The organism is Rahnella sp. AA, assembly GCF_002834385.1.
In the GTDB taxonomy this organism is placed as follows: domain Bacteria; phylum Pseudomonadota; class Gammaproteobacteria; order Enterobacterales; family Enterobacteriaceae; genus Rahnella.
The window spans coordinates 71,088-93,100 of the sequence record NZ_PITQ01000014.1 but is presented as its reverse complement, the minus strand read 5'-3'; the positions used below and the strand labels follow the sequence as shown (position 1 = coordinate 93,100).

Annotated in this window: 20 protein-coding genes; 8 read left to right on the top strand and 12 right to left on the bottom strand. The window is 55.2% G+C overall.

What is annotated here, in order from left to right:
* The first annotated feature begins 44 nt into the window (after window positions 1-44).
* Window positions 45-794 carry a bifunctional NADP-dependent 3-hydroxy acid dehydrogenase/3-hydroxypropionate dehydrogenase YdfG gene (gene ydfG / locus CWS43_RS24230; protein ID WP_101079716.1) on the top strand — a complete coding sequence of 250 codons (750 nt, stop codon included), beginning with the start codon at window positions 45-47 and terminating at the stop codon, window positions 792-794.
* 66 nt (window positions 795-860) lie between these two features.
* Here the strand turns inward: ydfG and CWS43_RS24225 are convergent, their stop codons facing one another.
* Window positions 861-2,156, bottom strand: a complete 1,296-nt coding sequence (locus CWS43_RS24225) for an NCS2 family permease (protein WP_101079751.1) — start codon at window positions 2,154-2,156, stop codon at window positions 861-863.
* A gap of 310 nt (window positions 2,157-2,466) precedes the next feature.
* Here CWS43_RS24225 and CWS43_RS24220 point away from each other — a divergent pair, with 310 nt between their 5' ends.
* Complete coding sequence (locus CWS43_RS24220) at window positions 2,467-3,372, top strand: LysR family transcriptional regulator (protein WP_101079715.1); 906 nt, start codon at window positions 2,467-2,469, stop codon at window positions 3,370-3,372.
* A 4-nt stretch (window positions 3,373-3,376) separates the two neighbouring features.
* Here CWS43_RS24220 and CWS43_RS24215 read toward each other — a convergent pair whose 3' ends face one another.
* Window positions 3,377-3,703: a YnfA family protein gene (locus CWS43_RS24215; protein WP_101079714.1), complete on the bottom strand. Its 327-nt coding sequence runs from the start codon at window positions 3,701-3,703 to the stop codon at window positions 3,377-3,379.
* A 134-nt stretch (window positions 3,704-3,837) separates the two neighbouring features.
* Between CWS43_RS24215 and CWS43_RS24210 the strand changes: the two genes are divergently transcribed.
* Both CWS43_RS24210 and CWS43_RS24205 read left to right on the top strand, forming a co-directional pair.
* Window positions 3,838-4,206 (top strand): DUF1283 family protein, encoded by a 369-nt coding sequence (locus tag CWS43_RS24210; RefSeq protein WP_101079713.1) that lies wholly within the window; start codon window positions 3,838-3,840, stop codon window positions 4,204-4,206.
* 101 nt (window positions 4,207-4,307) lie between these two features.
* Complete coding sequence (locus CWS43_RS24205; protein ID WP_101079712.1) at window positions 4,308-4,604, top strand: DUF1161 domain-containing protein; 297 nt, start codon at window positions 4,308-4,310, stop codon at window positions 4,602-4,604.
* 800 nt (window positions 4,605-5,404) lie between these two features.
* On the opposite strand, the gene malI is transcribed toward CWS43_RS24205, so the two are convergent.
* On the bottom strand, window positions 5,405-6,436 hold the full coding sequence (gene malI, locus CWS43_RS24195) for a Mal regulon transcriptional regulator MalI (RefSeq protein WP_101079710.1): 1,032 nt from the start codon (window positions 6,434-6,436) through the stop codon (window positions 5,405-5,407).
* 256 nt (window positions 6,437-6,692) lie between these two features.
* Here malI and malX point away from each other — a divergent pair, with 256 nt between their 5' ends.
* The 3 genes from malX to add all read left to right on the top strand — a co-directional run bounded on the left by malX (window position 6,693) and on the right by add (window position 10,751).
* Window positions 6,693-8,303 (top strand): maltose/glucose-specific PTS transporter subunit IIBC, encoded by a 1,611-nt coding sequence (gene malX, locus CWS43_RS24190; protein ID WP_101079709.1) that lies wholly within the window; start codon window positions 6,693-6,695, stop codon window positions 8,301-8,303.
* 59 nt (window positions 8,304-8,362) lie between these two features.
* Complete coding sequence (locus tag CWS43_RS24185) at window positions 8,363-9,547, top strand: MalY/PatB family protein (RefSeq protein WP_101079708.1); 1,185 nt, start codon at window positions 8,363-8,365, stop codon at window positions 9,545-9,547.
* A 205-nt stretch (window positions 9,548-9,752) separates the two neighbouring features.
* Complete coding sequence (gene add, locus CWS43_RS24180) at window positions 9,753-10,751, top strand: adenosine deaminase (protein WP_101079707.1); 999 nt, start codon at window positions 9,753-9,755, stop codon at window positions 10,749-10,751.
* Between the two features lie 78 nt (window positions 10,752-10,829).
* On the opposite strand, the gene CWS43_RS24175 is transcribed toward add, so the two are convergent.
* From CWS43_RS24175 to argH, 9 genes are all read right to left on the bottom strand, one after another.
* Window positions 10,830-11,840, bottom strand: a complete 1,011-nt coding sequence (locus CWS43_RS24175) for a bile acid:sodium symporter family protein (protein WP_101079706.1) — start codon at window positions 11,838-11,840, stop codon at window positions 10,830-10,832.
* Between the two features lie 78 nt (window positions 11,841-11,918).
* The gene (locus tag CWS43_RS24170; protein ID WP_101079705.1) at window positions 11,919-12,965 is read right to left on the bottom strand and encodes an oxidoreductase; all 1,047 of its coding nucleotides are present in this window, start codon (window positions 12,963-12,965) and stop codon (window positions 11,919-11,921) included.
* 751 nt (window positions 12,966-13,716) lie between these two features.
* Window positions 13,717-15,072, bottom strand: coding sequence for an MmgE/PrpD family protein (locus tag CWS43_RS24165; protein ID WP_101079704.1), 1,356 nt, complete (start codon window positions 15,070-15,072; stop codon window positions 13,717-13,719).
* Window positions 15,065-15,967, bottom strand: a complete 903-nt coding sequence (locus CWS43_RS24160; RefSeq protein ID WP_101079703.1) for a polysaccharide deacetylase — start codon at window positions 15,965-15,967, stop codon at window positions 15,065-15,067. Before CWS43_RS24160 ends, CWS43_RS24165 begins: the two co-directional genes overlap by 8 nt.
* Window positions 15,960-16,817: a polysaccharide deacetylase gene (locus CWS43_RS24155; protein ID WP_101079702.1), complete on the bottom strand. Its 858-nt coding sequence runs from the start codon at window positions 16,815-16,817 to the stop codon at window positions 15,960-15,962. The genes CWS43_RS24160 and CWS43_RS24155 overlap by 8 nt, the downstream gene beginning before the upstream one ends.
* Window positions 16,818-16,838: 21 nt before the next feature.
* On the bottom strand, window positions 16,839-17,660 hold the full coding sequence (locus tag CWS43_RS24150) for an ABC transporter substrate-binding protein (RefSeq protein WP_101079701.1): 822 nt from the start codon (window positions 17,658-17,660) through the stop codon (window positions 16,839-16,841).
* A gap of 38 nt (window positions 17,661-17,698) precedes the next feature.
* Window positions 17,699-18,463 carry an amino acid ABC transporter ATP-binding protein gene (locus tag CWS43_RS24145; protein ID WP_101079700.1) on the bottom strand — a complete coding sequence of 255 codons (765 nt, stop codon included), beginning with the start codon at window positions 18,461-18,463 and terminating at the stop codon, window positions 17,699-17,701.
* 11 nt (window positions 18,464-18,474) lie between these two features.
* A complete protein-coding gene (locus CWS43_RS24140; RefSeq protein ID WP_101079699.1) occupies window positions 18,475-19,347 on the bottom strand; it encodes an amino acid ABC transporter permease in 873 nt (290 codons plus the stop codon).
* Window positions 19,348-19,365: 18 nt separating this feature from the next.
* On the bottom strand, window positions 19,366-20,793 hold the full coding sequence (argH, locus tag CWS43_RS24135) for an argininosuccinate lyase (RefSeq protein ID WP_101079698.1): 1,428 nt from the start codon (window positions 20,791-20,793) through the stop codon (window positions 19,366-19,368).
* A gap of 186 nt (window positions 20,794-20,979) precedes the next feature.
* On the opposite strand from argH, the gene CWS43_RS24130 reads away from it, so the two are divergent.
* Entirely contained in the window at window positions 20,980-21,960 is a 981-nt protein-coding gene (locus tag CWS43_RS24130) for a LysR family transcriptional regulator (RefSeq protein WP_101079697.1), read from the top strand.
* The last annotated feature ends 53 nt before the right edge of the window (window positions 21,961-22,013 follow it).

Genomic DNA, 22,013 nt, shown 5'->3' with positions numbered 1-22,013 from the left:
TTTTTGATTAGATTTTATTTCATTTAATACAAAGGAATACCGGGATGATTATTTTTGTGACCGGCGCGACCGCCGGATTTGGTGCTGAAATCGCGCGCCGCTTTGTCAAAGAAGGCCATAAAGTGATTGCCTCCGGCCGCCGCAAAGAGCGTCTGGACGACCTGAAGGCGGAGCTGGGTGAAGCGCTGTATACCGTTGAGCTGGATGTGACTAACCGTGCCTCCATCAAAGATGCCATCGACAGCCTGCCTGCCGAATGGAGCAACATTGATGTGCTGGTCAATAACGCCGGTCTGGCGCTCGGCCTGGAAAAAGCGGATAAAGCGTCGCTGGAAGATTGGGACAAAATGATCGACACCAACACCAAAGGTCTGGTGTACATGACCCGCGCGGTACTGCCGGGCATGGTTGAGCGTAATATCGGCCATGTGATCAACATCGGCTCAACGGCAGGCAACTGGCCTTATGCCGGTGGCAACGTGTATGGCGCCACCAAAGCCTTCGTCCGTCAGTTCAGCCTGAACCTGCGCACCGATCTGCACGGCACCCACGTTCGCGTCACCAACATCGAGCCAGGCCTGTGCGGCGGAACGGAATTCTCCAACATCCGCTTTAAAGGCGATGACGAGAAAGCCAGCAAAACCTACGACAAGACTAACCCGCTGACGGCAGCGGACGTGGCCGAATCCGTGTTCTGGGTTTCCACCCTGCCGGCGCACGTGAATATCAACAGCATCGAGATGATGCCTGTCAGCCAGTCGCTGGCCGGTTTGCAGGTTCACCGCGACGCATAACCGCGCTGTAAAAAACAAAGGCGCAGCATAAATGCTGCGCCTTATTTTTATCTGAAAGCCCGCGAATTACGCGCTCAGCCAGCCCAGTTTAATCACGAACAGAATTGACAACACTACCAGTGCCGCATTCAGTTCACGCGCACGGCCAGTCAGCAGTTTTGCCAGCGTCCAGGTGATGAAACCAAACGCGATGCCGTTGGCAATAGAATACGTGAACGGCATGGTCAGCGCAGTCACGGTCACCGGTGCGGCAACGGTAATGTCTTTCCAGTCGATTTCAGCCAGGCCTGAAGTCATCAGAACCGCGATGAACAGCAAAGCCGGAGCCGTAGCAAATGCCGGAACGCTGCCCGCCAGTGGTGCAAAGAACAAGCTCAGCAGGAACAGGATCGCGACGACGATGGCTGTCAGACCGGTACGGCCACCGGCGCTCACGCCCGCAGCCGATTCGATATAACTGGTAGTAGTTGACGTCCCCAGCAGGGAACCGAACAGCGCAGCCGCACTGTCAGCAACCAGCGCACGGCCCATTTTAGGGATGTTGCCATCTTCGTCTGCCAGACCCGCGCGTTTGGTCACGCCAATCAGGGTGCCGGAGTTATCGAACACATCCACGAACAGGAAGGCAAACACGACGCTTATCAGCGAAACGTTGAATGCGCCTTTAATATCAAGTTGCATGAAAGTCGGTGCGATGGAAGGAGGCATAGACATCACGCCGCCAAACGGTGAATAGCCCAGCGCAATCGCCAGAACCGTCACGGCCAGCACGCCAATCAGCACCGCACCCGTTACTTTACGGGCTTCCAGCACGACGATCACAATAAAGCCCAGCATTGCGAACAGAGGCCCGGGCTTCGTCAGGTCACCCAGACCGACCAGCGTTGCCGGGTTAGCAACCACAATACCGGCGTTTTCCAGCGCAATCAGAGCCAGGAATAGCCCGATACCCGCCGCAATCGCCGAACGCAGCGGCAGCGGAATGCTGCGGATAATCCACTCACGAATTTTGAAGATCGATAACGCGAAGAAAATACATGCGGAAAGGAAAACAGCACCCAACGCGATCTGCCAGGTATACCCCATGTGCAGTACAACGGTGTAGGTGAAGAAGGCGTTTAACCCCATGCCCGGTGCCAGTGCAATCGGGTAGTTAGCGATAAAGCCCATCAGTGCGGAACCGATTGCGGCAGCAAGACAAGTTGCCACAAAAACAGAGCCTTTATCCATCCCCGTCGCGCCCAAAATAGACGGGTTAACAAACAGAATGTAGGCCATTGCTAAAAATGTAGTGAGTCCTGCCACAATCTCCGTCCGCACGTTAGTACGGTGAGCTTTTAACTTAAATAGTTTTTCTAACATGAGAAGGTGTCTCTTGGTCGCGTGATCACTTCTGACCGGATGTTCAAAAAATGCACGCTTGTTATTAGTGTTGTTTTTCAAAACACGCTCATGTGTCAGCGGTGCGAATGCCACAGTTCGCCCCGTTTTCTACCGTTGATAGCGGAACACGAGCTTAAACGTGTTTTGACGAACCCTGTCATCGCCCGTTTTGCATGAAAAACAACCTGAGGTGATTGTTTTACAAAGGGGCATCGCACAATCTAGGAAAAATGAGTGATGCAGTCCATAATATATATCTCACTTATTCACTGCATAAATTAGTACACCTATGTCGCCATTCTCCCGTTTCTCGCAATATTTTACCGAAGTCGCGCGAACAGGCAGCCTGCGCAAAGCGGCGGAAGTGCTGCACGTCTCGGCCTCAGCGATCAACCGGCAAATCCTTCAGGCTGAAAAAACGCTGGAAACCCCGTTATTTGAACGCTTACCGGCAGGCCTGAAGCTGACGTCTGCCGGTGAAATTCTGTTCGATGACATCCGCCGCTGGCGCAAAGAATTTTCGCGAACGCGCGAACGTTTCGACGAAATCCAGGGGCTGCGTCGCGGGCATGTCACGATTTCGATTATCGCAGCCCTCAGTGAAGGTATGGTGGCGGAGCTGATTGCCGAAGTGGGCGCAGAACACCCTTATCTGACGTTTGATATTCGCATCGAAGACAGCAGGAATATCAGTGAACAAGTCAGCTCTGCGGAAGTGGATTTTGGTTTATTGCTCGACCCTGTTGAGCACACTGGCCTTGAAGTACGGGCGTTTGCAGAATTACCCATTGGTATCGCCATGCCGGTAGGCCATACGCTTTCATATCAGGAATCACTGTCTTTCAGCGATATTGCCGCCTATCGCCAGATCATTCCCTCTGAACCGCTGATGGTCAATGCCCGGGCAAAGCTCCTGTATAACCGCTATCAGCTGCTGGATACGCCGTCGATTGTCTGTAATGACGTGCGAATGATGCGCGAACTTATCCGCAAAGGGGCTGGCGTAGGGGTGCTGAGCTTGCTCGATGTATTGCCGGATTTGCAGGAAAACCGGCTGGCGTTTGTCCCCTTACAGGGGAGAAATGCCAAACCGCTTACCCTGGCACTCTGCGTGGCTCCGCGCCGCCAGCTGTCCCGCGCCGCGCAGATTGTTATCCAGAAAGTGATCGTGATGATGGAGAAACTGTCGCAGTAACCGTTTACGCCGTTTTCCAGCCAGAAATGATGATCAGCATCCCGGCCAGCGCCACGCAGGCTCCGAGCCAGTCGGTGGTGCTGAGTTTCACGCCATCGACAAACCGCAGCCACAGCATGGCGGTCATCACATAGACTCCGCCATATGCCGCATAAACCCTGCCGCTGGCAGCCGGATGCAATGTCAGCAACCAGACAAACGCCGCCAGGCTCAGCGCGGCGGGGAGCAACAGCAAGAAACTGCCGCCTTTGCGCAGCCACAAATAGGGCAAAAAACAGCCGATGATTTCCGCCAGCGCGGTCGCAAAGAACAGTAAAGACGTTTTGAGCATAATAAGGGCCAGGTTTACAGTCCGTAGTTCAATAAGAAATCAACCAGTACGCAGGCTTAGGGTGACGTCAATCAGAGGGATGTTATAATTTAAAAGATTCGCCTGAGCGATGTGTAAACTAAAAGGATTAGCTGATGAATACAACGTTTATAACCCGACTGACCCGCAGAATGTTGCCTGTCGCTTTGCTGGCAATGACAGCAGCCTGGCAACTTCCTGCTCAAGCGGCCACCAACTGTGCGGGCGGAACCTGTGTCTTTGGCGGAAGCGGCAATGAGGCCATGTCTAACGAAGAAGCCCGTCAGAGCAAAGAACAGTGGAATGAAACCCAGCGTCTGCGCGCGATGAAAACACAACGCGCCGAGAAGGATTATTCCAAATACGATAACTCTGTCGATCTGCGCGATAAATGCAACGCCAGCCAGAATATCAACGCCTACTGGGAAGACAACACCCAGCGCTGCCTTGACCGCCGCACGGGCCGTCAGCTGATGGCACCGTAATAAAAATTTTCCACCCCTCCCTGCCAGACAGCGGCAAGCTTTGCCGCTGTCACCCTCTGCTAAACTAATTAATACACTGTTTCTCATAAAAGGAATGAATGATGAAAAAGACACTCTTAGCTGGCCTTGCGGTCATGATGTTAGCGCCGCTGGCAGTTCAGGCGGCTACCTGCGAAAGCGTGAAAGCGGATATCACCCGGAAAATCGTCGCCAACGGTTTGCCGGAATCAGGCTTTAAGCTGGATATCGTCCCGAACGATCAGGCTGATCAGGCCGGTGGTCAGGTTGTGGGGCATTGCGGGAATGATACGCAGAAAATTATCTACACGAAGACAACGGGTGCGGATGATTCGGCAGCGTCGAGCCCTAAGACGGGGACAAGCCAGGATTCTCAGTGATATCAGACCGGATATCACGGGACGGTTAAATTGATCGAGAAAGTCTCGGTTTTTCACTTGCAGTGAACGCGCAACCCAGGTCAAGACCTTGGGTTGCCACCCAAACCGGCCTTAAGCCAAAATCAAGACCTTGGGTTGCCACCCAAACCGGCCTCAAGGGTGGTCTATCGCCACCACCCTTGAGAATCCCGGGCTCTTAAACTGCGCGCTGCCGCTCGCTGGCTATGTTTCAGACACAATAGTGATTGCCGCGAAAACTTGCCGCTGCGCGGTTCCCTTACTCGTTTTCGAGCCATAGGTCTCGAAACACTTCGCTCGGCAAGCTTTCTGAAAGCGGCCACTGGCTATGTCATTCTGCAAGCGTTTACGAGCGGTTAGTTTGCTCCTCCCCCTGCGAAGGGGGAGGCCGGGAGGGGGTTTAGCAGGCCACTGAGCCGCTAAAACCAACACCCCATCCCAGCCTTCCCCTCGTGAGAGGGGAAGGAGCAAATCAAAACCAGCCAGCATCAATCTTTCGAATTACATAGCCTCTGGCCGCTTTCAAAACGACGTTGAGTGAGTGGTGAGAAACGGCGAGAGTCTTTTTTCTCGCTGGTTCGAATCCGAAACGAGAGCACCGCGCAGCGGCGGAGTTTGCGGCACTAGCAGGCATTTCTGAAACATAGCCAGCGAGCGGCAGCGCGCAGTTAAAAAAGCGCAGAGTCCAGAGACCCGCGCGTTACCGGGTCTTTGGTCGGTGTGGGCCGACGCCCACGACTTTGAACTTGAACTTGAACTTGTCATCTTTCTCAAAGGTGCTCTCAGGCCGACTCTCTCTCTACCAGCCCCGGTGGAACAATAATATTTTGTGCCTCGAGATTCTGCCCCCCGATCCTCAGCAATAACCGTCTCGCCGTCGCATGCCCGATCTCCCTCGCGGAGTTGGCGATAGCCGTCAGCGGCGGTTCGGTAAGCTCGGATTCCGGTGCATCCTCCATGCCGATAAGTGCCACTTTCTGCTGGAAAAAGCTGTCAACCGCCCCGCCGCCGATTTCTGCACCCGTGCGCAATACACCGAAATAAGCCCCCAGCGCCACGGACGATTTATGGCAGACGATGGCGCTGATTTTCGGGTAACGGGCCAGCAGCGTTTCGGCAGCGTCGGCAGCGCATTTCTGCTGGTAATCACACTCGATAATCCACTCGCTGCGAAACGGCAGGCCATATTGCACAAGGGTCGCGCAGAAACCGCCAAGACGTTCGGCGCGGGTTAATGAACTGCTGAGGCCGCCGAGGTAAGCGATTTGTTTGTGGCCGTGGCGGATAAGATATTCGGTGGCCATTTTGGCGGCGAGCATATTGTCCGGACGGACGACGTCGACGCCTTCGATACCGCCGGAACGGGCGGCGCAAATCAGCGGGACGCCCTGCTCATCGGCTTTTTCTTTCAGGCCGGAAATGGAGTGAGTACCGCCCGCGATGACAATGCCGTCAACGCCGTGGGTCAGCAAAGTGTCGAAACAGCGCATCAGACCTTTACCTGACGGGCCACTTTGCAGCAGAAATAATACTTTGCCCTGAGCCTCGAACATCTCACTGAGACCGGCTGTCATTTCCGCATAAAACGGTTCGCAGATATCACGCACAATCAGCCCCACCACGCCGGACTCACCGCCGCGCAGCGTACTGGCCTGCCGGTTACGCACAAACCCCAGTTCATCCACCGCACGGTTAACCCGTTCGGCAGTGCTCAGGGAAATGCGCCCTTTGCCGCTGAGCACCAGCGAAACGGTGGTGACCGAAACACCGGCGTGCTGCGCAACATCGATAATCGTAATTTTTTTATGATTCATCAGGCTATGTCGTTCATTCCAGACTCCATGAAGCAGGATTATGGCCCACCCGTCGGACTAAAGCGTTTAAATCTGCAGTGTGGTCAAACAGTTATACCCGACTCCAACTATTGAGTAAAACGTTAAACCTCCATTTCACCTATATAGTGCAGGCACCTTTCAATAGTGTGAGTTCCAACACGTATTGTTTTGGTAAAACGTTTTATCTTAGCCGCCATTACCACACAGCCAATACCAAACCACTCAGGGAGCCGTCATGCCTGCAAATAAAAAACAAAAAGTCACACTTTGGGAATTCTTCCAAAGCCTGGGTAAAACCTTCATGTTGCCCGTCGCGTTGTTGTCGTTTTGCGGCATTATGCTGGGCATCGGCAGCTCTTTAAGCAGCCACGATGTCGTTACGCTGTTGCCTGCACTCGGCAATCCTGTTCTTCAGCTGATTTTCGTGTGGATGAGCAAAGTCGGCTCATTTGCATTCAGCTTCCTGCCGGTCATGTTCGCCATCGCTATCCCGCTGGGTATGGCGCGTGAGAACAAAGGCGTTGCAGCCTTCTCCGGTTTTGTCGGTTTTGCCGTGCTGAACCTGGCAATCAACTTCTACCTGACCGCTAACGGCACCCTGCCAACGGTTGATCCTCTGGTGCTGAAAGCCAACAACATCCAGATGATCCTCGGTATCCAGTCTATCGATACCGGTATTCTGGGCGCAGTGATCGTAGGTATCATCGTGTACATGCTGCACGAGCGTTACAACACTATCCGCCTGCCGGATGCGCTGGCGTTCTTCGGCGGCACACGTTTTGTGCCGATCGTCACCACCGTGGTGCTCGGTTTAGTCGGTCTGCTGATCCCGTTAATCTGGCCCTTCTTCGCCGCCGGGATTAACGGTCTGGGCCGCCTGATTCAGGGCGCGGGCGTATTCGGGCCGATGATTTTCGGTTCCGGCGAACGTCTGCTGTTACCGTTCGGTCTGCACCACATTCTGGTGGCGCTGATCCGCTTCACCGAAGCCGGTGGCACAATGGACGTGTGCGGCCGCGAAGTCAGCGGTGCGCTGACCATCTTCCAGGCGCAACTTTCCTGCCCGACCACGCACGGTTTCTCTGAAAGCGCGACGCAGTTCCTGTCTCAGGGCAAAATGCCTGCATTCCTTGGCGGTTTGCCGGGTGCTGCGCTGGCGATGTACCACTGCGCGAAACCTGAAAACCGTCATAAAATTAAAGGCCTGCTGATTTCCGGCGTGGTCGCTTGTGTTGTCGGCGGAACCACTGAACCGATCGAATTCCTGTTCCTGTTCGTTGCGCCGGTTCTGTATGTGATCCACGCAATTCTGACCGGTCTGGGCTTCACCATTATGTCGGTACTGGGCGTCACCATCGGGAATACTGACGGTAACATCATCGATTTCGTGGTCTTCGGTATCCTGCACGGCACAGCCACCAAGTGGTATCTGGTGCCGTTGGTAGCAGCAATCTGGTTCGCGGCTTACTACGCAATCTTCCGCTTCTCCATCACGCGCTTTAATATCAAAACACCGGGTCGTGAATCTGAAAGTATGCCAGCCGCCGCCGTGCCGTCTTCGAGCAAATCCGGTTACAACGTGCCGGTGATCTTAAGCGCACTGGGCGGTGCCGGTAACATCGTTTCACTCGATAACTGCATCACCCGTCTGCGTCTTTCCGTGGCAGATATGTCGCTGGTTGACGATGCGACGCTGAAAGCCAACCGTGCAATTGGCGTGGTTCATCTCAATGAACACAACCTGCAAGTGGTGATCGGCCCTCAGGTGCAGTCGGTGAAAGATGAGCTGGATTACCTCATCCGTGAGGCAGCTCATCAGCCCGCGCCCGAACCGGCGATGGTGTAAACACTGAATCCACAGGGCGACGTCGTGTCGCCCTTTTCTGCTTTCTTCAGGGAGTGAAAATGTCCTCAGCTTCTTTTGATTTCTCCACCGTCGTTGATCGTCACGGAACCTGGTGTACTCAGTGGGATTACGTCGCCGACCGTTTTGGTAGTGCTGATTTACTGCCGTTTACTATTTCAGATATGGATTTCGCCACCGCGCCGTGCATTCTGGACGCATTGCAAAAACGCCTGCAACACGGCGTACTGGGCTACAGCCGCTGGCATCATGACGATTTTCTCGGTGTCGTTGAACACTGGTATCAGCAGCGATTTAACAGCCATATCAACCGCGACTGGGTGGTGTATGGCCCGTCGGTGATTTACATGGTGGCGCAGCTTATCCGCCAGTGGAGCCAGCCGGGTGACGGCGTGGTGACATTTACCCCGGCCTACGACGCGTTCTTTAAAGTGGTTGATGGCAATCAGCGTAACCTGCTGGCCTGCCCGCTGATTAAACACGGCAACGACTGGTCGCTGGATGCCGAAAATCTGGAAAGCCTGCTGGCGCAACCGGACTGTTCGCTGCTGTTGCTTTGCAGCCCGCACAATCCGACCGGCAAGGTCTGGACGCGCGAAGAACTGACGCTGATTGCGGCGCTTTGTGAGCGCCACGGCGTGCGGGTGATCAGCGATGAAATCCACATGGATATGGTCTGGGGCGGGAACAAACATACGCCGTGGAACGAGGTGGCACGCGGCGAATGGGCGCTGCTGACCTCCGGCTCGAAAAGCTTCAACATCCCCGCGCTGACCGGCGCTTACGGCTTTATCAGCCATAAAACGCCGCGCGATGCGTATCTGCATCAGCTGAAAGCCTGCGACGGCTTATCTTCTCCGGCGGTACTGGCGGTGCATGCGCACGTTGCGGCGTATCACGCTGGCGAACCGTGGCTGGACGCGTTACGCGAATATTTGCAGGGGAATCTGCACTATGTGGCGGAACAGCTGAACGCCGCGTTCCCGCAACTGAACTGGCAACCGCCGCAATCAACGTATCTGGCCTGGATTGATTTGCGTGCCTTAAACATCGACGACAAACTGCTGCAAAAAGAGCTGATCGAACATCAAAAAGTTGCGATCATGCCAGGCTATACCTACGGCACGGAAGGTGAAGGTTTTCTGCGTCTGAACGTCGGTTGCCCGCGTTCAAAAGTGGAGGCTGGCGTTCAGGCGTTAATTCGGGCGATTAATACCCTGCTGTAAGCTCCTCCCCCTGCGAAGGGGGAGGCAGGGAGGGGGTTTAGCAGGAGAATCAGATCTAAATATTCTTCAACCCCTTGATTTTTCATTAATACCCCACCCCAACCCTCCCCTTCGCAGGGGAGGGAGCAAAAATAAAACCATTCTTGTTGCGCAACGAAATACAGTTATAATGCCCCGCACATTTCAATAATAACGAGTGCACACCATGATCGACACACGCCTTCCCCTGACCGACATTCACCGCCACCTTGATGGCAACATCCGCGCTCAAACGATTCTCGATTTAGGCCGCCAGTTTAACCTGACGTTGCCTGCCAGTGAACTTGAAGCCCTGCGCCCGCATGTGCAGGTTATGCACACAGAACCCGACCTGGTGAGTTTTTTGCAAAAACTGGACTGGGGCGTCAAAGTGCTGGGCGATCTCGATGCCTGCCGCCGCATTGCCAAAGAAAACGTTGAAGACGCGGCCAGAGCCGGTCTGCACTACACCGAGCTGCGTTTCTCCCCTTATTACATGGCGATGAACCACAAACTGCCGGTCGCAGGCGTGGTGGAAGCCGTGATCGAAGGCATCCGTGAAGGCCAGAAAAATCACGATATCGACGTGCGTCTGATTGGTATTCTGAGCCGTACTTTCGGTGAAGACGCGTGTCTGCAGGAGCTGGAAGGTTTGCTGGCGCACCGCGACGGCATTACCGCGCTGGATCTGGCCGGTGATGAGCTTGGTTTCCCGGGAAGCCTGTTCCTCAGCCACTTTAACCGCGCGCGCGACGCAGGCTGGCGCATCACCGTTCACGCCGGTGAAGCCGCTGGCCCGGAAAGCATCTGGCAGGCGATTCGTGAGCTGGGGGCTGAGCGTATTGGTCACGGCGTGAAAGCCGCGCAAGACCCGGCGCTGATGGATTTTCTGGCGAAACATCAGATTGGTATCGAATCTTGTCTGACGTCGAATATTCAGACCAGCACCGTCGCCTCGTTTGAACAACATCCGCTGGCGACCTTCCTGCGTCATGGCGTTCTGGCGTCAATCAATACCGACGATCCGGCCGTTCAGGGCATCGAAATTGCCAATGAATACAACGTTGCCGCACCTGCCGCCGGTCTGACTCAGAATGAAATCCGCAAAGCGCAGGAAAACGGCCTGACAATGGCCTTCCTGACTGGTGCAGAAAAACAAGCGATCCGCGACAAAGTGTCTGCTTAACGTTTTCTGAGAACCGCAATCTGAGAGCAATAAAAAAGGGCGAGATTTATTCCCGCCCTTTTCTTTTCAATCAATCCGTTATGCCGATTTGATTTCTTCTTTTACGGCCAACTTAGCGGCTTCTTCACGCGCGACACGTTTCGCGTAACGCGACGCCAGAACCGCGCACACCATCAGCTGGATCTGATGGAAAATCATCAGCGGTAATACCATCGCACCCACCGCTGCCGCCGGGAACAGCACGTTCGCCATCGGAATACCGTTCGCCAGACTCTTCTTAGAACCACAGAAGACAATGGTGATTTCGTCTTTGGTATTGAAACCAAACAGCCGCGCCACAAACGTATTGATGATCAGCACAATGGTCAGCAGCACAATCGAACAACCCAGCACCGCCAGCAGTGACCAGCCATCAATCTGATGCCAGATACCTTCCACCACTGCCGCGCTGAACGCCACGTACACCACCAGAAGAATCGATGAACGGTCTGTAATATTCACGATCTTCTTATGACGCTGCACCCAGCCGCCAATCAGAGGACGACACAAATGCCCGATGATAAACGGCACCATCAGTTGCAAAACAATTGAACCGATCGCGTGCAGCGTATCGCTGGTGCCGCCCTGCGTATGCATCAGCAAACCAACCAGCACCGGCGACAAAAACACGCCGAGAATACTGGACGCCGACGCGCTGCAAATCGCCGCCGGGATATTTCCGCCCGCCACCGACGTATAGGCAATCGCAGACTGCACGGTAGCCGGCAGCGCACACAGATACAGAAAACCGTAATACAGCGTTGGTGTCAGAATACCGACCGGCACCAGCCATTTCATGCCCAGCCCCAGCAGCGGGAACAGCGCAAACGTGCTGAGGAAAACCACAACATGCAAACGCCAGTGGCCGATCCCCGCCATAATCGCCTCACGCGACAGCTTCGCGCCGTGCATGAAAAACAGCAGCGCGATAGCCGCGGTGGTCAGATAGCCGAAAAGCGTCTTGTAGATACCTTCACAAGGAAAGAACGAAGCCAGCACGACGACACAAACCAGAATCAGCAAAAATTTATCGATTTTTAACCAGGACATGAACCTTCCTTGCAAAGTGAACAACAGATGAAACAACGCAGTGTCACCTCAGTGACACTGAAAATCGCGGACAACAGATCAGTGGCTGATGACTTTCAGCGTTGCCTGCTGTTCTGATGACTGCATACCCAGTTCGATCATTTCCATCACGCGGATAGCGTCTGAGGCCGGAACCGGATTTTCGCCCTGCCCGTTAATCGCATCACGTACACCGGAGTAATACGCAGGATAGTTCCCCGGAAGGGTCAGCAGGGATTTTTCTGCCAGCAGACCTTCATGGCTCAGCGTAATCACGCCGTCACGTTTGTCGTATCCCCAGTCAGCCTGCGGCAAACGCTCACCGGCTTTCAGGCGATCTTCCTGCGGATCCAGCCCAAACTTCACGTAGCTGCCGTTTTCGCCCTGCACGATAAAACGCGCCGTTTCCGCCGCGGCGTAGACGGTACTGTGCAATACCACGCGGCGGCGCGGGTACGTCAGCACGGCATTGAAATAATCCACGGCTTTACCGCCCGGGCGCAGTACGGCGAGGTCAGCCTGCAAAGTCTCCGGCATGCCAAACAGTTGCAGTGCCTGATCTAACAGATGAGAACCCAGATCAAACCAGATGCCGCTGCCGGGCGCATCACTTTCACGCCAGCGAACCTGCACCTGTGGTTTATAGCGATCGTAGTGGGATTCAAAATAAACGATCTCACCGAGTGAGCCTTCATTAATCAGCGCCTTCACCGTGAGGAAATCCGAATCCCAGCGCCGGTTATGGAACACAGAAAGCACTTTGCCTCTGGCACGCGCCAGCGCGTCCAGCTCACGGGCTTCTGCCAGTGTGACGGTAAAAGGCTTATCGACAATGACATGTTTACCGGCTTCCAGCGCCAGCTTTGCCAGCGGGAAATGCGTGGTATTCGGCGTGGGGATCACGACGAGATCAATTGACGCATCGGCAAAGAGTTTTTCCGGTGAATCAACTACCGCGACATTCGGCCAGTCTGCGTGAACTTTACCCGCATCACTGCTGGAAACCACCGCCAGGTCGAGGCCCGGCGTACCGTCGATTAACGGAGAATGAAAGGTTTTACTGGCGAAGCCATAACCGACAAGGCCAACGCGGAGAGACTGAGACATGTGATTTTCCTCTGTTTAACGGTCTTGCCCGTCAGGACGCTAATCACCTGATTTGACACCAGCTTACAGAGCGGGACAAGTAAAAATTTGGTTCGGGCCAACAGGGCCTTGGGCTCCCCGCCCAAACGGGGTTTTACCTGGATCGAGAAAGTTTCGGTTTCTCAATAACTGTGATCACTTTACTGACCGTGCCGAAACCGACCAAAGAGGCCCAGGACGGGGCCTCTTTGGAATCTCCACGTCTTTTTACAACACGCGCTCCGCTCGCTGGCAATGTTTCAGGTACCACAATTATTGCCGCGAAAACTTGCCGCTTCGCGGTTCCTTCTTTTCGGTCTTCGAGCCCACGGTCTCGAAACACTCACTCAGCAAGCTTTCTGAAAGCGGCTGGAGGCTTTCTAAAAAGATAAAATCAGGCTGCATTTTTGATCAGCAGCAGTGAGGTTGTGAATTAGACAGTTTCCAGCCGCTATCAAAACGACGTCGAGTGAGTGGTGAGAAACGGCGAGAGTCTTTTTTCGAGCAGGTTCAAACCCGAGGCGAGAGAACCGCGCAGCGGCGGCGTTTGCGGCAATAGCTGCGGCATCTGAAACATACTTTACTAGCGATAGCGCGCAGTTAAAAAGCGCGGGAGTCCAGAGGGCGCGCGCGTTAACGCGCCCTTTGGGCCAGTTTGGGCGGCGAGCCCAAGGTCTTGAAGTTGAATTTGAATTTGAATTTGAATCCGAAATTTTCCAATTTCACCCCACCCTCACCGCCCAAACACCCCCTGTACATCCGGCAAGGTTTCCATCTCCATCCCGCTTACCCACATCCTCTGCGCACCCGCCACCGAAATCACCCGGGTCGCCAGCGACACAAACTTCTCCTTAAGTTGCTCATCCGACACCGGATTGCCCGGCGCGCCCAGCGCGACATCCACACGTAAAGTTTTTGATTCGCCGGTTCGGGTGAAAATCGTGACATCCGGCTCGCCGTCAGGGCTCATCGCGGCATCCTCCGTCAGCACGATCCGGGCGATCATCGCCAGCAAATCCGGATCCTGCCGTTGCGCCGCGCCGTAAGCATCCAGCCCGGCGTGGCCGAAAACGACACGCGCCGCGATGGCGTAACGCAGGCTCATCTGCGCCGCCGCCAGCGTGGCGATTTCATTATCTCCACACATACCGTTGAGGAACGGGCACAAACGGACGACGATTCTTTCAATATCACCGGCGGTCGCGTGCATTTCCTCAAGCAAAATACCGGTCGCGTCGATGGCGGAATGCGTACCACGGCACGAGGCGTAAGGCTTGATGGAACAACGCTCCAGCTTCCAGATTTCACCCAGGCTGGCCGTCAGCGCCTCGGGCATTGCGCTTTGCGGTGCCAGCGTTGAGAGGAATCCGCCCCACTTGTCTTCAAATAACTGCGCAGGCCCGCTGATACCCTGCCGGGCGCTGAGCGCGGCGAGTACTCCGCCTTCTGCGGCGCGGCCTGCGTGCAGCTTTTTGCTCTGCGAACCGTCATGGATAAACGCCCACAGGCCGCCGCTGAAACTGCCGGAAATGCCCAGTGCTGAGCTGATCTGCCCTGTGCTCAGGCCGAGAATTTTCCCCGCGGCCGCCACTGCGCCAAATACGCCGCAGGTTGACGTGGAATGCCAGCCCGCGCGGTTGTGCGGAGAATAGCCCCCGCAGGCTTCCAGCACGCGGCGCGCCACGTCGTAACCAATTACGACTGCCGTGATAAACGCTTTGCCGCTGACCGGTTGCGGGCACAGAGGTAACACCGCCAGCAATGCGGGGATGACCACCGCGCCGGAATGATCGCAGCCGCCGGTGTCGTCGAGTTCCAGCGCGTGCGCCGCCACGCCGTTGAGCAGCGCGGCGTTGCGCGCAGACGTCAGCTCGCGGTAGCCCCAGACCGGTGAAAGCGGCAGCGCGCCTTCGCCAAGGATCATCGCGGCCACGTCTTTGGCCACGTCGCTGGTAGCACCCACCAGCCCCGCGCCAATCGTATCGAGAATGTGCCGTTTGGTGCGCTCTACCAGCCGTGGCGGCAAATCGTCGAAATGGGTATTCACTACAAATTCGCTCAGAATTTGCTGCTGCGAAAGATTACTCATGGCTGACTCCCGGCGCGGTGTGTTGCATCCAGACCTGCGCCGGATGCGACGCCTCATTTTGCGGCTGGTTCTGTGACCACCAGTCGGCCACCTCGCTGGCGCTGGCGACCCAGACATCCGGTTTTGAGGTGATGTAATCCAGCAGTTCAGCCAGCACGCCAATGCGTCCGGCGGTGCCGATCACTTCCGGATGTAGCCGAAGCACATAGCACAGGCCAAAGCGGTAGAAACCGTCGAAATCCATCTTCATGTTGCCCAGCGTCTGGCTGTAGGACGCAATACGTGACTGCGCCGGGGGCACCGCCGGGCTGAGGTTAAAGGCGAAATACGGCTCGTCCTCCATCTCATAGTGCAGCGGCAGTTCCACCAGCCGCGACGGCAAGCCATCCTGCATCGGCTGGAAATACGGCAAATCATCGCCGCGCCAGCCGGAGGTCCAGCTGAAACCTTCATCCGTCAGCACATCGGCAAAACCCGGTGCCCAGTTTCCGGCGGGCAGACGAAAACCGCGCGGCACCTTGCCGGTCAGGGCTTTTAACGCCGCCTTGCCCCGTTGCAGGCTGTCAGTTTGCTGCGCCAGCGTCAGCCCGTCAAAATGCGCAAATTCATAACCACAGGTCGCCAGCTCGTGACCGGCGCGGTCGATTTCGCGGATCTTCTCCGGGTTTTCGTCCGCCACGATGCCCGGCACACACCAGGCGCTGCGCAGGTTTTTTTCATCCAGCATCGCCAGCAAACGGTCGATGCCGCGCAGCGTGCCGTATCGCCAGACCGACAGCGTTTTTTCACGCCCTGCCACGGCGGGAACCTGGCTGAGAATGCCGTGAATATCGTTGAAATCCACGGTGATAATCACCGCGCAGCGATAGCCCTGCGGCCAGTTTTGATTAGTCATTGGCGTGCTCCTGCATCCACCAGTGCGCCACGTCGCGGCAGCGCGCAAACCACACGTCATCACGCGCTTTCAGGTGGCTGAAAAATTGATCAAGCAGCATGATGCGCCCCGGTTTTCCGCTGATTTTGGGATGGAACAACGTGGTCAGGCTCAGCCCTTCATTCATCGCGCCGTCGTATTCACGGCACCAGTTGTCGAGCGTCAGCGCATAACTGGCGGTGCGATCCAGCCCCGACGGGAAATTCGGTTCGCGGGTGTAGGCCAGAGACGCGTAATCGTCCATTTCCCAGCGGCCGGGGATTTCCACCAGCGGCCGTTCATGGCCGGGCACGGTAATCAGATAAGGCCGGTCATCGCCGCGCATGCTGCTGGAATACGTCACGCCCGCGTCGAGCAGCATTGCCGGTGTTTCCTTGTGCCAGTCGCCGGACGGCGTGCGGAAACCTTCGGCGCGTATCCCTAAAACCTGCCAGAAAATCTCGCGGGATTTCTCCATCACCCAGCGCTGTTTTTCGGCGCTGATGGCGTAAAAAGACTCATGACGATAACCGTGATAGGCCACTTCATGGCCGCGTTCGGCAATCGCCTGACACTGTTTCGGCCAGTTTTCCACCACCCACGCGGGAATGAAAAACGTTGCCGGAAGTTGATGCTTACTGAGCAAATCGAGGATCCGCCCCAGCGCCCGGTAAGGGCCGTAAGCGCCAAAGGTAAAGTAATCCGCTTTCTGCCAGATTGTGCCGTTAAGCATTGCATCGCCGGTCGGGCCGTCGAGATCAAACGCCAGCGCCATGCAGCCGCGTTTACCTTCCGGCCATAAACTGGCCGGGTGTTGTGCTGAAATCGTCATGAGTCAGTCCGTTACCTGAGGTTATTTGCCTTTGTTGATGGTGACTTCCTGAATTGCACCATCCTGCAGGCCCCATTTGGTGAGGATTTTCAGATAGGTTCCGTCGGCAATCATGCCGGTCAGCGCGCCTTTCACCGCATCAATCAGCGGCTGATCGTCTTTGCTGATCCCCATGCCGGTGACCTGATATGCAAAGGCTTTGCCCAGCGGTTTATAGGTGTCTTTTTCCAGATTCATGATGTACGGGAGGGTTTCGCTGCCCTGCACAACGCCTTCAATTCGCCCCTGACGCAGCTGGGTACGCGCATCCGCCGTGCCTTCCGCGCCAATCACCACGATGGCCGGTTTGCCTGCCGGAGCGCAGTTCGCTTCGCTCCAGGCGGCGATTTCAGCCGGGAATGTGGTGCGGCGGCTGGTGCCCACTTTTTTGCCGCAGAGATCTAACATGGTGTTGATTTCTTTGTGCGCGACGGTGGTATAGAACTGCGGCCCGCTGTTGTAGTAATCGACAAACGTGGCGATATCCTGGCGGGGTTTGGTGTCGGTCATGCCGGAGAGGATCATGTCCACGCGCTTAGTCGCGACGGCGTTCACCATCTGTTCGAAGCCGATTTCCTGCCAGCTGATTTTGCGGTTCAGGCGCTTACCGAGTTCCATGCCCAGATCGTAATCCATGCCGGTCAGCTGACCAGAGGCCGGGTCTTTGAATTCCAGCGGAGGATAGTTCGGCATCATCGCCACTTTGATTTCGTCTTTTTGTTTCAGCTCAGCAGCGCTGGCGACAGAAACCGTGCCCTGCAACAGAACAGCCGCAGTAATGAGGGACAACAGTGTTTTTTTCATGAAGGCATTCCCATAGTCAAAAGTTAACGGCAAACGGGTCAAATGAGGACGGCAGAGATAAAGTTCTGCGTCCGGGGGTTTTGTGGATTAAGCAAAATGTCTTCCGGATTACCACTTTCTATAATTCCGCCCTCATCCATGAAGACCACGCGGTTAGCGACTTCCCGCGCGAAACCTAATTCATGCGTGACCACAATCATGGTCATCCCTTCTGCGGCCAGGCCGCGCATCACCGCCAGCACTTCGCCGACCATTTCCGGATCGAGCGCCGACGTCGGTTCATCAAACAGCATCACTTTGGGTTTCATCGCCAGCGCGCGGGCAATCGCCACGCGCTGTTGCTGACCGCCGGAAAGCTCAAGCGGATAAGCATCACGTTTATGTGCCAGCCCGACGCGCTCGAGCAGCGCCATGGCTTCCTGCGTCGCCTCTTTCACCGGCCGCAGCAGAACCTGACACGGCCCTTCGATAATGTTTTCCAGCGCGGTTTTATCCGGGAACAGATTGAAACGCTGGAAAACCATGCCGGTTTTCAGCCGCTGGCGGGCAATCTGGCGGTCATTGAGCGGGTAAAGTTTCTTGCCGTCCATGCGGTAACCGACCAGTTCGTCATCCACCCAGACGCCGCCGCTGTCTATGCGTTCAAGCTGATTAATACAGCGCAGAAACGTACTTTTCCCCGAGCCGGATGGCCCGATGATGCACATTACTTCGCCGTGTTTAACCTCAAGATTGATGTTTTTCAGTGCCTGAAACTGGTCAAAGTACTTATTGACGTTGACAGCTTTGATAATGCTTTTCATGGTCAGGCTCCTCAGTGGCTGGTGCGGCGGCGGGTGCCACGGCCGAAATAGCGTTCCAGACGGTTCTGCCCGAGCGACAACACCGTCACCACCACCAGGTACCAGATACCGGCAACAAACAGCAGTTCCATCACCCGCGCGTTGGCGAAGTAAATGGTCTGCGCGTTATAAAGCACTTCGGAATACTGGATCATGCTGGCCAAACTGGTGGTTTTGACCATGCTGATGAATTCGTTGCCAATAGGCGGAATAATCACCCGCATCGCCTGCGGCAAAATGATCCGCCGCAGCGCATGCAGACGCGTCATGCCGATGGATTTCGCTGCCTCGTATTGCCCGAGATCCACCGAAATCAGCCCGGCACGCACGACTTCCGAGGTGTACGCGCCCTGATTAATGCTCAGGCCGAGCAGAGCGGCGGTGAATGGCGTCATGATGTCCACGGTCTGAATACTGAACAGGCCGGGAATAGAAATAGTCGGGAAAATCAGTGCCAGGTTGAACCACAGCAACAGTTGCAAAATCAGCGGCGTACCGCGAAAAATCCACGTATAGCCCATCGCTACGCTGCGCAGCACCGGGTTTTGCGACATGCGCATCACCGCGATAATCACCCCGAACACAATCCCCAGCGCCATCGCCAGCACCGACATCACAATGGTGTTGCCCAGCCCGAACAAAATGGCTTTGGCGGTCAGAAACTGCGCCACGTACTGCCATTCGATTTTGCCGTGCGCAAAGGCATTCACCAGCAAGGCCAGCAGCACCAGGATCACCACCGAGGCAAAAATCCGGCCGTAATAACGCTGCGGCACGTAGTGGTATTCGCTCAGATCAATCTCAGCGTTTTTTCCGCCTTCTGACGTTTTCTGATAAGTGGTCATAAGCCCTTCCCCGCAGAGTTATAAAGACAAGCCGGTGTAGCTGCCGACCCAGACGGCCTGCGCTTCGAGACGGATTTTCAGCCGCTCAATCTGTTCAGCTACGCGTACCGGAGAGGTTCCGCCCCAGCCGCTGCGGGCATTAATCGCCGCTTCCAGCGTCAGACATTCGCGAACGTCGGCGCTCAGACGGCTGTCGACCTCCAGCAATTGCGCGTCGCTGACTTCGTGCAGCGCCACATTATGTTGCTCACAGACCTGCACCAGCTTGCCGGTGATTTCGTGTGCTTCTTTAAACGGTACGCCGCGACGGGACAGCCAGTCGGCCACTTCGGTCGCCAGCGTGAAACCTTCCGGTGCCTGCTCACGTAAACGCTCAACGTTAACCGTCATGGTTTCAATCATTCCGGCCATCGCTGGCAGCACCAGCAGCAACTGTTCAACGGTGTCCATCGCGTTACGTTTGTCTTCAATCAGGTCACGGTTATACGAAAGCGGCAGACTTTTCATGGTGGCTAACATGGCGGTCACGTTGCCGATCAGGCGTCCGCTTTTGCCGCGCGTCAGCTCGGCAATATCGGGGTTTTTCTTCTGCGGCATGATGGAACTGCCGGTGGCATAGCCGTCATCAAGGCTGACCCAGCGGAACTGGCGTGATGCCCACAGGCAGACTTCTTCGCTGATGCGCGACAAATTGACGCTCAGCATGCTGCCGGCAAACAGGAATTCAGCGACGTGGTCACGGCTGGCAACGGCGTCAATGGAGTTTTCACAGGCACCGTCGTAGCCCAGATCTTTAGCGGATAATTCCGGGTGCATTGCGATGGCAGAACCGGCCATTGCCGCCGCGCCGAGCGGGGAAAGTGCGCAGCGTTTGTCCCAGTCCTGAAAACGCTCAACATCGCGGGAAAACGACTGTGCGTGCGCCATCAGCTGATGACCAAACACAATCGGCTGTGCCTGTTGCAGGTGGGTAAAGCCGGGTGCCAGCGTGTGGATATGTAACTGCGCCTGTTTCACCAGCGCGGTCTGCAACTCAAGCAGCGCGGCCACAATTTTGCGGGCGTTATCGCGCAAATAGAGACGCAGATCGTTGGCCGTCTGATCGTTACGTGAACGTCCCGCCCGCAATTTCCCACCGAGTTCGCCGAGGCGCTCTGTCAGGCTGCGTTCGATAAACGTATGAACATCTTCGTCGCCCTGAATGGGCTGGATGCTGCCTGCCCGAAAGTCAGCCGCCAGCTGTTTAATTGCCGCCACCATCCGCAGGGTTTCGTTTTCATCAAGCAGACCGGCGCGTTGCAATTCATAAGCATGCGCCCGGCAGCCTTCCAGGTCGTATTCAGCAAGAGAGAAATAATATTCCGGGCTGCGTGATAAAGCGCTCAACGCCGCGGCTGGCCCGTGTTTGAAGCGGGCTCCCCAAAGAAGTTCTGGCTGCTGTGACATGTTCGTTTCCTTTTATGGCATAGATGTTGCAAACCTGAATTCAGCGGAATGTCTGACGGCGAAAAATAAACTCTTACCGACAGTATTTCGAATGACACTGAACAATCTGAGGCTTACAGCGTAATAACGAGTGAGGCTAAGTGAATTTGATGTTGTAGATTTTTATAGCGGGGGTAAATATTTATTATGGAAAGTCCACTTTCCAAATCAGGAAACACATCACCCGCAAAAAGCGATATTAACCAGCACAGCCTTGGCGTCGCAGATTTAAAACTTTTGCGCGTCTTTAAAACCGTGGTCGAAGCCGGTGGATTTACCGCAGCCTGTAATGAACTGAATATTGGCCTGGCGGCAATCAGTAAACAAATCTCCGATCTGGAGATCCGCTTCGGAATGAAACTGTGCACACGCGGGCGTGAGGGGTTTTATTTAACCGAGCACGGCAAAGTCGCCTATCAGGCCTGTCTGGATTTATTTTCTTCCATCAATCTCTTTCGCGACAAACTCAATCATGCGCGCCATGAACTGTTCGGCGAGCTGAATATTGGCATTATCGACAACACCATTACCGATCCGCAATCACCCGTCATCTGTGGCTTAGGTGAGGTTTACCGCCAGGCGCCGAAGGTCAACATCCGCCTGCACGCCACCCAGCTCGACGAGATCGAACGCGGTGTCATTGATGGCCGTTTTACCTGCGGCATCATGCCGGTGTATCAGGAAAAACCGGAATTCGATTACTTTTTTCTGTATCACGAAATGGCCTATCTTTATTGCGGCGATAAACACCCGTTCTTCTCTGTACCCGCGCAGGAAATTAAAGAGTCACACATCAAATCTTCGCAAATGGTGAATCACTTTTACGCCAATCACAGTAAGAAAAATATTTTCTCCGGCGTCACTACTCCGCATGCCATTGCCGTGCAGGTTGAAGCTGTCACCATGTTGCTGATGACCGGTAATTATCTCGGTTTTTTACCTGAACATTATGCCAGCGCGTTCATGGGCGGAAATAAACTCAGAGCGCTGATGCCGGATAATATAGAAATCGCCACCCCCTTCAGCCTGGTGGTAAAAAAAGGGGCACCGTTTAACTCCGTGCTGAATTTATTTTTCAGTGCCCTCAAACAGGCACTTATTCCACGCCCTGAAGCGAAAGCCAGCTGATCCGGTTAAGCGGATATATTCACTTTGTGGATCTCCTGCACCGCAGCAGAGCA